At 59.8% G+C, this 12,583-nt stretch carries 13 protein-coding genes; 8 read left to right on the forward strand and 5 right to left on the reverse strand.

The features are described from left to right. Positions 1-46: 46 nt before the first annotated feature. From BM229_RS14450 to BM229_RS14475, 6 genes are all read left to right on the forward strand, one after another. Positions 47-1,147 (forward strand): hypothetical protein, encoded by a 1,101-nt coding sequence (locus tag BM229_RS14450; RefSeq protein WP_093928341.1) that lies wholly within the window; start codon positions 47-49, stop codon positions 1,145-1,147. A 186-nt stretch (positions 1,148-1,333) separates the two neighbouring features. Then, positions 1,334-1,801, forward strand: coding sequence for a Ros/MucR family transcriptional regulator (locus tag BM229_RS14455; RefSeq protein WP_093928342.1), 468 nt, complete (start codon positions 1,334-1,336; stop codon positions 1,799-1,801). 42 nt (positions 1,802-1,843) lie between these two features. After that, entirely contained in the window at positions 1,844-2,773 is a 930-nt protein-coding gene (locus tag BM229_RS14460) for a flagellar motor protein MotB (RefSeq protein WP_093928343.1), read from the forward strand. Between the two features lie 275 nt (positions 2,774-3,048). After that, positions 3,049-3,681: a hypothetical protein gene (locus BM229_RS14465; protein ID WP_093928344.1), complete on the forward strand. Its 633-nt coding sequence runs from the start codon at positions 3,049-3,051 to the stop codon at positions 3,679-3,681. 44 nt (positions 3,682-3,725) lie between these two features. Further along, positions 3,726-5,000: a flagellar hook-length control protein FliK gene (locus tag BM229_RS14470; protein WP_093928345.1), complete on the forward strand. Its 1,275-nt coding sequence runs from the start codon at positions 3,726-3,728 to the stop codon at positions 4,998-5,000. A gap of 11 nt (positions 5,001-5,011) precedes the next feature. Continuing rightward, positions 5,012-5,680, forward strand: a complete 669-nt coding sequence (locus BM229_RS14475) for a flagellar hook assembly protein FlgD (RefSeq protein ID WP_093928346.1) — start codon at positions 5,012-5,014, stop codon at positions 5,678-5,680. 18 nt (positions 5,681-5,698) lie between these two features. Here BM229_RS14475 and BM229_RS14480 read toward each other — a convergent pair whose 3' ends face one another. The 5 genes from BM229_RS14480 to flgF all read right to left on the reverse strand — a co-directional run bounded on the left by BM229_RS14480 (position 5,699) and on the right by flgF (position 9,346). Further along, positions 5,699-6,277, reverse strand: a complete 579-nt coding sequence (locus BM229_RS14480; protein ID WP_093928347.1) for a hypothetical protein — start codon at positions 6,275-6,277, stop codon at positions 5,699-5,701. Positions 6,278-6,357: 80 nt separating this feature from the next. After that, a complete protein-coding gene (locus BM229_RS14485; RefSeq protein WP_093928348.1) occupies positions 6,358-7,128 on the reverse strand; it encodes a flagellar basal body L-ring protein FlgH in 771 nt (256 codons plus the stop codon). After that, the gene (gene flgA / locus BM229_RS14490) at positions 7,125-7,784 is read right to left on the reverse strand and encodes a flagellar basal body P-ring formation chaperone FlgA (protein ID WP_093928349.1); all 660 of its coding nucleotides are present in this window, start codon (positions 7,782-7,784) and stop codon (positions 7,125-7,127) included. Before flgA ends, BM229_RS14485 begins: the two co-directional genes overlap by 4 nt. After that, positions 7,784-8,569: a flagellar basal-body rod protein FlgG gene (gene flgG, locus BM229_RS14495; protein WP_067938908.1), complete on the reverse strand. Its 786-nt coding sequence runs from the start codon at positions 8,567-8,569 to the stop codon at positions 7,784-7,786. The genes flgA and flgG overlap by 1 nt, the downstream gene beginning before the upstream one ends. A gap of 33 nt (positions 8,570-8,602) precedes the next feature. Further along, on the reverse strand, positions 8,603-9,346 hold the full coding sequence (gene flgF / locus BM229_RS14500) for a flagellar basal-body rod protein FlgF (protein ID WP_093928350.1): 744 nt from the start codon (positions 9,344-9,346) through the stop codon (positions 8,603-8,605). A 99-nt stretch (positions 9,347-9,445) separates the two neighbouring features. On the opposite strand from flgF, the gene BM229_RS18275 reads away from it, so the two are divergent. Continuing rightward, positions 9,446-11,212: a hypothetical protein gene (locus tag BM229_RS18275; protein WP_093928351.1), complete on the forward strand. Its 1,767-nt coding sequence runs from the start codon at positions 9,446-9,448 to the stop codon at positions 11,210-11,212. 98 nt (positions 11,213-11,310) lie between these two features. Then, a complete protein-coding gene (locus tag BM229_RS14510) occupies positions 11,311-12,579 on the forward strand; it encodes a flagellar hook protein FlgE (protein ID WP_093928352.1) in 1,269 nt (422 codons plus the stop codon). The last annotated feature ends 4 nt before the right edge of the window (positions 12,580-12,583 follow it).

Below are 12,583 nucleotides of genomic sequence, written 5' to 3' on the forward strand. Positions count from 1 at the left end.
CGATAACGTCTATACAAGTATTATCTAGGAAAGAACTTGGGTTTCTATGATGAATAGTGGTTTTTCGGTCAAAGAAGAGTTGAAGGAAGATGTCGACGCTCAGCAAGAGCCCGATGCCTTTGCCTATTTCGTCGATCCTTCCGAGCTTTCGGTTCTTGTGCAGGGCTGGCCCGCTGAAATGCGGCTGTTGCTTTGTATGGATGCCACCGGTCTTTGCGAGTTCGTGGTCTTTCATAATGATGAAGAGCATGCAGTTTTTGACCGGGTTTCAGATATCCTTGACCGGCCCGTGGGCAGCTTTGCCGTCAGCCCCGAGGTTGAGGGCCATCCTTGCCGTAGGTTATTGTTTTCCGAAGAAAACGCGCTGTTAAAAGCGATTCAAGAAAGCAAGACACTTGAAGAAACCGCTGCGGATTATCTGATAAACTACAACTTCGCCCGCGAAGAGGGGTTGGATTTTGATGAGTTGATGCGCCAGCGCCCGGAGTTGGATCAGTTCCAGCGGGTAAGCACGAATAAGATCTTTCCCATCGGGACACGCAAGCGCCGCAAGCCGCGCTCCGGCCCTCCGGAGGGGTATGTCCCCTCTGCCGAAGCGCAGCCGGGGGCGTGTTTCTACGTCAGTCTTGAGATGTGGCTGGCAGGCGGCCGGATGCGAATCGCGGCCACTCCTGACAAACCCTTGCCAATGGTGCCGACCTTGGTGCGCGACATCGCGTTCCGTGATGATTTTGCATCGGTCTATATCCCGCGCGATACGCTCGCAGCAGAGTGGTGCCCCAAGGATAACATGGTTATCGACATTCCTGCCGAACTCTTCCCCGCTGGCTTTAGCGACAGCTGTGAGCGGCGCGAAGTGAAGGTCGCGGTAATGCCGCGTGGCATTTTTGTTGAGTTTGGTGCCCCGATTGACGTGCCCGAAGTGCCCGAGCCCGAACTGCTGGACCCGGCGACACTTACCCCGCAACCGCCCGCGCCGCGCAAGAGCCTGTGGAAGTCCATCCATATCCCGCTGATCGCGGTGGCGGGTCTGGGTTTTACCGGGCTGTTCAGTACGATCATCGCCCAGACCACAGGCAATGATGTTGCCTCTGATCCGGCCCCGAAGAGCGCGATTTTCAGAACAGTCGCGCAGATGGAACCGTGATGCATTTTTCACAATATGGCGAAAAAATGCTTGTCAATGCTTGGGCGGGTTCCAAATACAATTCGAATCGTGATAAGAATAAACGGCGGAGAGTAATTTATCTTTGCTGCACCACTTGCGAAGCCCTTGCTAGGTGTTTCGCGAACCTTGCAGAAGGCAAGATTAACTTAACAAGGAAGTTGCTCCATGCCTAATGTGCCCCCCAAGCAGAACCTAAGCGATACCGCCATTGCGACGATCGTTTCCGGTTTCGCCACGCGCAGCGATGTGACGATTGACGACATTCTAACATTGGTCGAACGTTTGCGCGCCACCCCTGCCGACAGTGCTGCGACCGCTTTGGCCAATATCCCCGCCGCCGTTGCCCCCGTCGCGCCCAAAGCGCAGGGCATGGCCGCCGCACCCGGCGAGCAGCCGATGACCGACGACACAATCTTTTGTCTGTGCTGCGGCAAAGGTTTCAAAATGCTTAAGCGTCACCTCGGTGCCGAACACGGCCTTACCGAAGCGGAATACCGCGTGATGTTCAATCTGGCGGCGGACACACCGCTGGTCGCGCCGAGCTATTCCAAACGCAAAGCCGAATACGCCAAACGCGCCGGCCTGGGCAAATACAGCCGCGACAAGTCGGACAACAACGCAGAGCTTTCCTGATCTGGCTATCGGCCCGATCTTGTGTAGTCGGGAGGCCCTGTAATGGCTGACAAAAAGAACGAATTGATCATCATCAAGCGCTACGAAGCGGAGGGCGGTCACGCCCACCACGGTGGCGGTTGGAAGGTGGCCTACGCGGATTTTATGACCGCGATGATGGCGTTCTTTTTGCTTTTGTGGATCCTCGCTGCTTCGGACGAGGAGAAACTGCGCGGTCTGGCAAATTACTTTACGCCAACGGTCTCTGACGGCGGATCATCCTCGGATGCGGCGGCTGATTTGCGCCCGCTGATGGCCGCAGGCGTGATGACGGGCGCGGTCGACAATACTGGCAACGTGCAAAAACCTACCTTTGGCCGTGACAACCCGATGATGGTCTTTGACAGCCGCCTGCGCGACAAGCCGGCAGAGGTAGTCGTGGAATATGCAGATGCGCCAGAGCCTGCGGCAGCCGCTGATCCTGCCACGCTCGCCGCTGTCGAAGAGGCCGAGCGCCGTAAGTCTGAGATTGACCGAATGGCCGAGGATATCGCCGAACGGATCACCTCAGACGGTGCGCTCAGCGACTTGGCGCGCAATGTTCGGCTGGAGAAATCGAACGGTGCGTTGACGGTGCAGGTGCTGGATCAAGACGAGCGGTCGCTCTTTACCCGGGGCAGTGCGGATGTCACCCCAAAGACCCGCGAGCTGCTATTGGCGATTGGCGATGTGATCGCAGAGCAGAACCAGCCTGTTGAGATCATCGGCCATACTGACGCCGCCGCATTTGGTGCGAACAATGGCTACACGAACTGGGAGCTGTCCGCAGATCGTGCAAACGCCACGCGCCGCACCTTGATGGCCGCGGGCATCAACGGGGCGCGGTTCATGCGGGTCTCTGGCGTGGCAGACACGCAGCCAATCAACACAATCGACCCGCTGGCGCCAGAAAATCGTCGCATCTCAATTCGTCTGGTGTACCAAGCCGAATAGGCCCTTATTTTATTAAAAATTAGGCGGTTTTGTGCCGAAATCGACTGCCTGAAAAAGTGCGACATCCCTGCCGCTGATTCCCGAAAATGTGGCGCTGGCATGTAAAATTGTTGACGGTCAAGGTCTTGCGATCTAGACCTAAGGCAATAAACGAGCATCAGGCACCTAAAAAACTTTTAAAAATAGCCTGGAAAAACCATGGACAGAATGTCCTGAACGAGGCGGAAATGCAGGTAAACTCACTTATCGGTGGCATCTGGAAGGGTGCCTGCCACATGGATTCATCGGCCGATGGCCGCCATTTTAACATGCTGATCCGGGCGTTGATCCCGGTTCAGGCTTCGGTTTTCGAAATGCAGGATTGGGCCGGTCATCCGGTGGCAATGCCAGATTGCATCGAACCGATTCCAGGTATTTGCCTTGGCGATATTCTGGCAGAAGAGCTTGACGCTGATGTGCCTTACGGCTCGCTCGTCGTTATACGCAAAAGCGATAATTTCACCAATATCTCCCAAGCCGCCGGTGCGCTGGTGGGCGAAGTCTTGATCGGTATCATCGGGCGCGGACTGTTCCCCATGATGGACGAAGACAGCGTTCTGCATGCTTTGGGTCAGTCTTACTATCACGCGGCAGAGGCAGATGAGCTGCTCAAGCTGGGGCTTGAACCTGCGGCTTTCCGCATGGGGCTGAGCACGGTTTTGGGCCAGTACTGGGGCCGTCCGGTGGACAGCCACACATTCTTTGCTGCCGATCAGGCCGATGGGGCAGAGCTTTCGCTGTTGGAACTGACCGGGACAGAGAGACCCGTGACCCTAAACCAGTGGACGCTTAGGCTGAAATCCCTTGTCGAGACCCGCAGTGCGCGTCGCTCGTTTGCTGATCGGCGCGGGAACGTGCGGATCTCCTGATCTTAATTCGAGAGTCTTCGGAATCCCAAGGTGGAGGACGTCAGATGATAGCTCAGCTTCAGGCAGCACCCGCGGCCTCCGGTGCCGTAGTTTCCGGGCAGCCCTTAAAAAAGGAGGCTGTCGAAGGCTTTGCGGCGTTGATGCAGGGTATGGCCGGGCAGGAGGTGGCATCGCAGCCGCAGCCTAAAGATGCGAAGACCACCGCACCCGAAGTGGATGGCGCAACCGACGCGCTGCCTGAAGAGGCCGACCTTGAGACGGCTGAGGGGTTGATCGCCCTGATGGATCACACGATTGCTGCACTTCAAGAGGGCAACAGTCACGTCACCCCCAAAGCCGCCCGCGCCGCTTTTGCCGAAGCTTTGGGAGAGGCCCCGACAGACGAGGTTGGCGCGTTGGAAGCGGTTGCCAAACTGGACGACCCCACCCTAGAGGCTGCGCTTGAGGAAAAAATCGCTGGCGCATTGCGCCTTCCCACGGCGAATAGCCAGCTTAGCGTCGCGTCTGCGGTGGTTCCGGCAGTTGGCCGCTTGATGATGGGGGCGACCCGTGAACAGCAGGCGCCGTCCATTCTTATGGCCGGGGAAGCGACGAAACAGGTAACAGCCGACCTGTCAAGGATGAGCGGCCCGCAAATGACGCGGCTTGACGCGACTGTTGCAGCTAACGTCGACGCGGCCGCAGAAATCGCAGATCCGCGTATCGCTGCCGCCGATCAATTCAGTGCCGCTGTCGATACAGCGAAACCGGCCCAATCTGGCGTGAATACACCCGCGGCCGAGGCCGCCTTGCGTGAAGTTGCCGCTTTGACCGCGCCGCAGGCACCTCAACCAGAGGCGCTTCGCCTTAGTCCGCCGCAACCCACGCCGGCGCCCGCACCAAACCCCGCCGCCGCGCCGGAAGAGCAGTTGCGCCAGCACGTCAGCCAACAGATCCGCAGTCTAGATACAGGCGACAACAAGCTGCGCTTCTCGCTGTCACCCTATGGGATGGGCGAGATCGAGATTGAGGTCGTTCGGACCGAAACCGGTCGTATGCAAATCGCCATGACGACCGAAACTGCATCGGTTCTGAACCTGTTACGCCAAGACCGCGAGCAACTGCTTGATGCGCTGCAATCGCGCGGCATCAGCGCAGAGAGCGCCGATCTTGATTTCCAGACCTTCGGCGAACGGGGCCGCAATGGCGACCAGAACGCGGGTCCGGACCTTGCCCTGCATATGCCAGAAGCCGATGACGCGCAGGGCAGCGACGCCCAGCCGTCGGCCCAGACACCGACCCCGTCCATGATAGCTGGGCAGTTGGATATCCTCACCTGAAAGGCGAGACTATGATCGACGCGAGTATTGCAAGCACCATGACCAGCAGCGGCACCTCCGCTGCGGCAACCTCGGCCACCGAGCTTCAAGAAAGCTACAACAGCTTTCTGACCCTGCTGACGGCGCAAATCTCGAACCAAGACCCCCTGAACCCGGTGGATTCAACTCAGTTCGTCTCGCAGTTGGCGCAGTTGACGCAGGTTGAACAAAGCATTGCCACCAATGCGAGCCTTGAGCAGATCAGCACCATGCTATCCACCGTCGGGGCAATGTCTGACCTGCAATTGATTGGGCGCGATGTGCTGGTGCCGTCGTCCCAAGTGCGCATGACCGAGGATGATTTTCCGCTGAGCTATCAGTTGGATGCAGGCGCAGAGGATGTGACCATCCGCATCTATTCTGAAGACGGCACCCTTGTCCGCGAGATGCCCGGCGCCTCAACTGCCGAAGGCGAGGTGATCGACGTTGAATGGGATCGTCTTGATTCCGTCGGCCTGCCGGTGCCGCCCGATACGTTCCGGGTTGAAATTACGGCAAGTGATGCAAGTGGCAATGATGTCGGGGCAACGACATTGACCCGCGCCGAGGTGACGCGCGTGAACTTCACCGGGCAGGGGCCGGAGCTGGAATTGGATAACGGGGAACAGGTGCTTTCTTATGTGGTGCGTTCGGTTCTCTGAACGGCCTCGCGGCGCAGGTTAAAGCCGCGCCACATCCTGTTTATAAAGCGATACGAACATGACATCATCAACGCCCTGATGCTCTTTGCTGATCAGGTCGCGCAGCAACTGCGACAGCGCTTCGCTGTCGATTGCCACACCGCGCAGCACCGCGCTTTCGGCGGCAAGGTTCATCGCCTGAAGCAGTGAATCGCGCATCCGTGTCGCATCTTCGACGCGGCGGTAACGTTCGGCCAGTTCCAGCGACCCCATCTTGAGCGCGAAATCCGCGACGACGTAAGATACGCTGTTGGTCTTCTCGACCGGGATCGTCATCTGCCCAAGGCGCACCACTGTGCGGTCCTTGGCCAGTTCATAGCTGTCCATCGGTTCTTGGTTTTCGCCCTTGGCGGATTTCTCACCCTCTTCGCCATGGGCGTCAGTTTCAGATGCTTGGGCCGCGTCCTTTACCGCCTCTTCCGCGCCGTGGGGGGCTTTGTCATCAACTTCCGTTCCCGCCGCCTCGGCTGGGGCTGGGGCAAGGGCCAGACCGGCGCCATAGCCTGCGCCCAAGCAAAGCAGGGGGAGCGCTACGAATGCGATTGCTGCCTTTTTCATGTTCGACCTTTCCTGAGTTGCCCTCAGGTTTAAAGGTCGATTGCGACGGCAATGGTCTCAGATTGTGACCAAGTCAGGAATTAATAGGGCAGGATCACATCCATCGCATCTTCGCCGTAACTCCGCTCTTGGGCGCGCGAAAGCGTGCCGCGACCGCCATAGGCGATGCGGGCCTCGGCGATCTTGTCATAAGAAATGGTGTTGTCGTCACGGATGTCGGCAGGGCGCACGATCCCGGCCATGCGCAGCTCACGCAGCTCTTGATTCACCATGATTTCTTGGCGTCCCGCGACCACGAGTGCGCCGTTGGGCAGCTTATCGATGACCAAGGCGGCCACTTTAAGCTCGATCTGTTCGTTGCGCGAAATGGCGCCAGAGCCGCTCGCTTCGGAGGCCGAGCCGATCTCGACGACATCGCCACTCGGTAGGTCGGCTGCGCTGATTCCGGGCAGAATTGCGGCAATTTTCGCGCCATAGCCAAAGAATGTTGGGAAACCGATGGAGCTTGCGCCCTCGCGCTCTCGGTCGGTGGAGTTGCGCAATTGCGCGCGGTCGTCGATTGAGATCACGACCGTGACGATATCGCCGATATCATCGGCACGCTGGTCCGCAAACAACGCTTCGCTGCGGGCTGAAAAGAGTGAGGCCTTTGCGCTGCCGCGGCGTGGCGGCTCCATCGCGACGGCGGGCATCGGCACCTGCACGCGGGCCACCTCGGGGATGGTTTGCCCATCCACCACGATCGGCGAAGGCTGCGGATCGCGGTCGAAGTGATCTGCGGTATCGCAGGCGGTCAGGGCAAGGGCCGCGCCTAACATCAAGACAGAGGGGCGCGCGAAAGCGGTGGTCATCGAATGATCTCCACGGTCCCTTCGCCGGTGGCGATGCCGGTGACCGTTTTGTTGCTGACAAGGTTCACGATACGGATTTCCTGCCCCTCATGCGCGTCATCAAGCGCGCGCCCCGGAGAGGAGAGGGCCAGAAGCCCGTCGCTGAAATAGATATCCACCCGCTCACCCCGGTTGATGACCAAGGGCTGGATGATGGACTGGATCTGGATCGGGCGGCCCGGCGTCAGCACGCGGCGCACCTGTTTGCCGACGACCTCTTCCATATCCGTCATCACATAGGTGCCGATGCGGCCCACGGGAAGGCGCATGACGGTCAGGTCGTCTTCCATGATGATGTCATCGGGCAGCAGGCGCGTGAGGGGTACGGGGACCGGCATGGTGACAAGGGCATAGCCGCCGATGCGCTGCACCTCGCCCGTCTCAAGCACCGCATTGGCCAGAAACTTGCCGCTGCGCGGGTCCATCCAGAACTCTGCCAGCGTCAACACGGCGTCAGCGGGGGCGTCCTTAACGGTGATCTCGAACTCGCCGTCTTGCGGCAGGCTGTCGGCGTAATCCGTGCGCGCGCGTTCCTCGACCAACACGCCGATGGGGGCCGACAGGGCAGGGCCCGTCAGAACCAACAGGCCAAGGAAGAGGGCGGCGAGCCGTTTCATTAGCGGATTTGGTTCGCAGCCGAGAGCATCTGGTCTGCGGTCTCAATGGATTTAGAGTTCATCTCATAGGCCCGCTGCGCCGAGATCAGATCGGTGATCTGCTGGATGACGTTCACGTTGGACGCCTCAAGATAGCCTTGACGGATCATGCCCGCGCCCGGATCGCCGGGGTTCACCACCTGTGCTTCGCCCGAGGCTTCGGTCGCCAGCAGGAAGTTGTTGCCGACCGGGCGCATCCCCGGCTCGTTGACGAAAGTGGTCAGGCTGAACTGGCCCAGTTCCACCGGCACGGGATCGTTTTCGACATAGGCCATGACGACGCCCTGTTCGTTGATCTCAACCGCTGTGGTGTTTTCGGGCACGACCATGCCCGGCTCTACGCGGTAGCCCTGCATGGTGACGATCTCCCCCTCGGGGGAAAGCTGGAACGACCCGTCGCGGGTATAGGCGGTGCCGCCATCGGGCAGTGTGACCGAGAAATAGCCACGCCCGTCAATGGCGACGTTGAGCTGGTTCTCGGTGGCGACCATGCCGCCTTGGGTATTCAACCGCACGGTGCCTGCGGTCTGCACGCCCATGCCGATGTCGATGCCCACGGGGCGGGTCGATCCGGCCTCAGAGGTGACAGCGCCCTCGCGCTGCATGGATTGATAGATCAGATCCTGAAAGGCCGCGCGGCTGGCCTTGAACCCGGTGGTGTTCGCGTTGGCGATGTTGTTCGAGATCACATCGACATTGGTCTGCTGCGCCATCATGCCGGTTGCGGCGATGCTAAGTGCCTTCATTGTCTCGTTCCTTCCGTTTCACGGATGTCGGGGTCAGACCGCCTGCGCGATCCGTTTCAGCGAGTCGCGGCGCAGGTCGTCCGCATTGCCCATCATGGTATTGGTGCGCTCATAGGCGCGCTGCACGTCGATCAGCCGCGTCATCTCGCGCACCGGGTTGACGTTGCTCAGCTCCAGCGTGCCTTGGCGCACCTGCACAGTCTCAGCCACGGCGGGATTGGCAGCGCCCTCGGGGGCGACCAACATGCCGCCGCCAAGGCGCTTGTAGCTTTGGATTTCGGGGATATTAAAAACGCCAATACGGCCCAGTGGGCCGGTCTCGCTGCCCGAAATTGTGCCATCTTCGGAAATGTTGATGTCGCCCAGTCCTGCGGGTGGCAGTTGGATCGGTGCACCGCCCGCGTCGAGCACTTTGGCCCCCGACAACAGGGTCAGATTGCCTTCCGGGTCGAGGACAAAGCTGCCATCGCGGCCAAAGGCTTGTTGCCCGTCGGCGGTTTGATAGCTGAACCACCCCTCGCCATGCAGGGCCACGTCCAGCGGGTTGCCGGTCTGTGACAACGCGCCGGGGCGGGTGTCGATGTAAGAGCCCGTATCGCTGACGAAAGCCGCCTGATCGTCGCCAAGCGCGGTGTTGTCCTGCAGCAGCGCCTCGAACACCACATGCTCGCCCTTGTAGCCTGCGGTGCTGGCGTTGGCGATATTGTTGGCGGTGATATCGAGTTGGCGCTGCAAAGAAGTCGCCAGCGACATGCTGATATGGCTGGTTTCCGTCATGGCGGGCCTCAGTTTGGGCAAGGATGGCGTGACTTTATTGAAGGTCAGTGTGAAATAAAGAATGGATCTTTACAAGAATAAAGTGCATCTATTCATAGAATGAAGCATCTGCACAACATTGTCCTTGGTCTCTCTTTGATCTTGGCCGCGCCTGTGGCGGGGGAGGAAGGTGCTATCTTTGCACCTCTGTCCTTGGTGGAGCATGGACAAGAGGATTTCCTTGCCGCCCGTGAAGCGCTGATGATGCAACTTCTGGCAGCAACCGATCCGGAGGACCCCAAGCGGGCAGCGGTGTTGCTGGACCTTGCGGAACTGCACCTTGCATGGATGATGCGCCCCGAGGCGGCAGGCTTTCTGACGGCGCTCGATCACGAAACCCTTACCGATGACACCGCGCGGCGGCACCGAACATTGACCCTCGCGCTGGCCTTGCTGGAGGATGACGCGGGCGAGGGCGGCGATCTGGGGCAGGCGGTGTCGTGGTCCGTGGGTTGGGCCGAAGGGCAGGCGCTTCGGGCAGCGGCTTTCGCCCGCTTGGGGGCTATAGATGAGGCGGCGCGGTTGATGCCACGCACGGTCGAGAGCCTTGGCGCGCTATCGCCCGCCATCCAAGCTGCCGTTTTGCCGGACCTGCTAGAGGCAGCCTTAGCAGCGGAGGAGTGGGACGTGGCGCAGGCTTTGGCCGCGCAGTTTCCCAAACACGGTGAGTTGCGCGATGGTCCCGCCTATCGCTTCCTGCTCGCCCGTGCGTCAGAGGTTTCTGGTGATTTCCTGATGGCCTTTGAAGGCTATGTCCAAGCTGCACAGGGCCGAGACGCCTATGCGCAGCGTGCGCGGCTGGCCTTGGTTCGAATGGGGCGCGAAACTGATGCCCTGTCGCTGGAGGATGCGCTGTCACTGCTCAAGACTGCGCGGTGGATGTGGAGCGGTGATGCCCTAGCGCGTGAAGGTGTGACGCTTTTGGCGGACATCGCCGCAGAGCAAGGTGATACGGATACCGCCTTGTGGGCGTTGCATAATTTGCAGCGCGATGCCTCTGAGGCGGAGGTCGAGCCGCTGCTGCTACGCGCCCGCGAAATCTATGGCGCGTTCTATGCAGCGGGGGCAGCGGGTGAGATCGACTTGGGCGCGTTCCTAGAGGGGCACGCTCGCATCAGTGCGCGCTGGCGTTTCGATTCTGGCTTTGTGGGTCATGCCGCAGCCGTGCCACAGCGCTTGTTGGACACGGGCATGACGGCCCTCGCCGCACGTGAATTCCGGAGCCTGCGTGAGTTGGCTGAGACTTTGGAAGGGGTTGGAACGAACGCTCCGAACGCGGCCCTTCTGGCTGACCTGCGACGCGGCGAGGCGCGCGCGCTCTTGGCGGGCGGGCAGGCGGATGCGGCCGTAGATTTACTAAGCGGCTATGCCGACGATCAGGGGGCCGAGGCCGAAGCGCTTCTGGTGGAAGCTTTGGCGCAGTCCGGGCGCTCGGATGAATTGGCCGCCCTGCGCCTGCGCGCGCAGGACATGGACTTGCGCCGCAGCCGGGCCGTGGCCCTTTATGAGACCGGGAAATGGGGCTCGGCCCGGTTGGCGTTCCTTGAGATGTGGGAGACGCACCCCCAACAGTTCGCCTTTGCCGACGCCACGCGCCTGACCCTCGCCGCCTATCAGGCGGGGGATAGTGAGACCGTCGCACGGGCCGCCACCGCATTCCCATCGCTCGCCGAATTGCCCGGTTGGGCTGAGATCGCCACCGGGCTTGGCGCGCGCCCCACGGAAAAGGGGCCGCTGGGATCAGACGTGATGCGGCTGAGCATGGAAAGCGCGGACCGTATCCTTGATGCCGTGACCAAAGTGACGGATGTCAAGAAAAGTCAGTGACATAAATATCAAATGCAAATTTTATTCTTGCGTTGGCCATGAAGAATCGGCTTTCTCATGTATAAGCCAAGAATAACAAGAACGAGCAGGATCAAGTCATGAGCATTACAAGCGCCCTTCAAATCGGGGTCAGCGGGTTGCAGGCCAACTCCTCCCGCGTCCAGAACATCTCGAGCAACATCGCCAACGCCAATACGGTCGGCTACCGACGGACCTTCTCGGAGTTTGTGACCCAGAATACCGGGTCGACCCAAGCGGGTGTGTTGACGGATGTACGGGCCAACATCTCCACCAACGGCAATATCGTGGGCACCAGCAGCACCACTGATTTGGCGGTGCAAGGTGATGGCTTCTTTGTCGTGTCGCGTAATGCCAATGATCCTGTTGAATCCAATTATTATTTGACCCGCGCTGGCTCTTTCACCCCGGATCAGAACGGCAACCTACGCAACTCTGCCGGCTATTTCCTTTCGGGTTTTCCTACCGATGCGGCAGGGGCCACTGGTAGTGTTAGCAGCACCAGCTACAACGATCTGAGCACCGTTAATATCGCGAGCTATCAGGTGCAGGGTACGCCCAGTTCGCGCGTGGGCGTGTCAGCGAATTTGCCCGCCCAGGAAACCGGTCCCGGCACCACTGGCACGGCCTTTGAATCCACGCTGCGCTACGTCAACCAATTGGGCGGTAGCGATGCGTTGACCCTGTCGTGGACACCGGGTGCGGTTGATAACGAATGGACGGTCAGCATCACCGACGAAGCGGGCACAAACTATGGCGATGCGACGGTAAACTTCACCGATAGCGGCGCGGGTGCGGGCAGCCCCGCAAGCTATACCCCCGGCAGCCTGCCAATCGACCCTGCGACGGGCGTTGTTACACTGTCGATCACCAATGGCGGCACGCCGCAGGATTTGGAAATCGACTTTGGCGCGCCCGGAACTATCGGCGGGATGACCCAGTTTTCGGGCGACTATACGCCCCCGGCCTTTACCGATGACGGGACTGAAACCGGCAGCCTAGAGCGGGCAGAGATGAGCGATTCCGGTATCCTTTTTGGGGTTTTTGACAATGGTCAGCGTCGGGCGCTGTTCCAAGTGCCGCTCGCCAATGTCGCCAACCCTGATCAAATGCGGTCGGTCGATGGTAACGCCTATGTCGCCACCCGCGATTCCGGTGCGGTGAGCCTCGGTAATCCGATGCTGAACGGGTTGGGCAGCATCAACAGCAATGCATTGGAAGGCTCCAACGTGGATATCGCGCAGGAACTGACCGATCTAATCCAGACCCAGCGGGCCTATTCCTCAAGCGCCAAGATCATCACCACCAGCGACGAAATGCTGAGTGAAACGCTGAATATCAAGCGCTAATCCG

The organism is Sulfitobacter dubius, from assembly GCF_900113435.1.
GTDB lineage: Bacteria > Pseudomonadota > Alphaproteobacteria > Rhodobacterales > Rhodobacteraceae > Sulfitobacter > Sulfitobacter dubius.

What these genes read in the sequence shown, in the direction of transcription:
- BM229_RS14450 (WP_093928341.1), top strand. Translation starts at nt 47, where the DNA reads ATGATGAATAGTGGTTTTTCGGTCAAAGAAGAGTTGAAGGAAGATGTC.
- BM229_RS14455 (WP_093928342.1), top strand. Translation starts at nt 1,334, where the DNA reads ATGCCTAATGTGCCCCCCAAGCAGAACCTAAGCGATACCGCCATTGCG.
- BM229_RS14460 (WP_093928343.1), top strand. Translation starts at nt 1,844, where the DNA reads ATGGCTGACAAAAAGAACGAATTGATCATCATCAAGCGCTACGAAGCG.
- BM229_RS14465 (WP_093928344.1), top strand. Translation starts at nt 3,049, where the DNA reads ATGGATTCATCGGCCGATGGCCGCCATTTTAACATGCTGATCCGGGCG.
- BM229_RS14470 (WP_093928345.1), top strand. Translation starts at nt 3,726, where the DNA reads ATGATAGCTCAGCTTCAGGCAGCACCCGCGGCCTCCGGTGCCGTAGTT.
- BM229_RS14475 (WP_093928346.1), top strand. Translation starts at nt 5,012, where the DNA reads ATGATCGACGCGAGTATTGCAAGCACCATGACCAGCAGCGGCACCTCC.
- BM229_RS14480 (WP_093928347.1), bottom strand. Translation starts at nt 6,277, where the DNA reads ATGAAAAAGGCAGCAATCGCATTCGTAGCGCTCCCCCTGCTTTGCTTG.
- BM229_RS14485 (WP_093928348.1), bottom strand. Translation starts at nt 7,128, where the DNA reads ATGACCACCGCTTTCGCGCGCCCCTCTGTCTTGATGTTAGGCGCGGCC.
- flgA (WP_093928349.1), bottom strand. Translation starts at nt 7,784, where the DNA reads ATGAAACGGCTCGCCGCCCTCTTCCTTGGCCTGTTGGTTCTGACGGGC.
- flgG (WP_067938908.1), bottom strand. Translation starts at nt 8,569, where the DNA reads ATGAAGGCACTTAGCATCGCCGCAACCGGCATGATGGCGCAGCAGACC.
- flgF (WP_093928350.1), bottom strand. Translation starts at nt 9,346, where the DNA reads ATGACGGAAACCAGCCATATCAGCATGTCGCTGGCGACTTCTTTGCAG.
- BM229_RS18275 (WP_093928351.1), top strand. Translation starts at nt 9,446, where the DNA reads ATGAAGCATCTGCACAACATTGTCCTTGGTCTCTCTTTGATCTTGGCC.
- BM229_RS14510 (WP_093928352.1), top strand. Translation starts at nt 11,311, where the DNA reads ATGAGCATTACAAGCGCCCTTCAAATCGGGGTCAGCGGGTTGCAGGCC.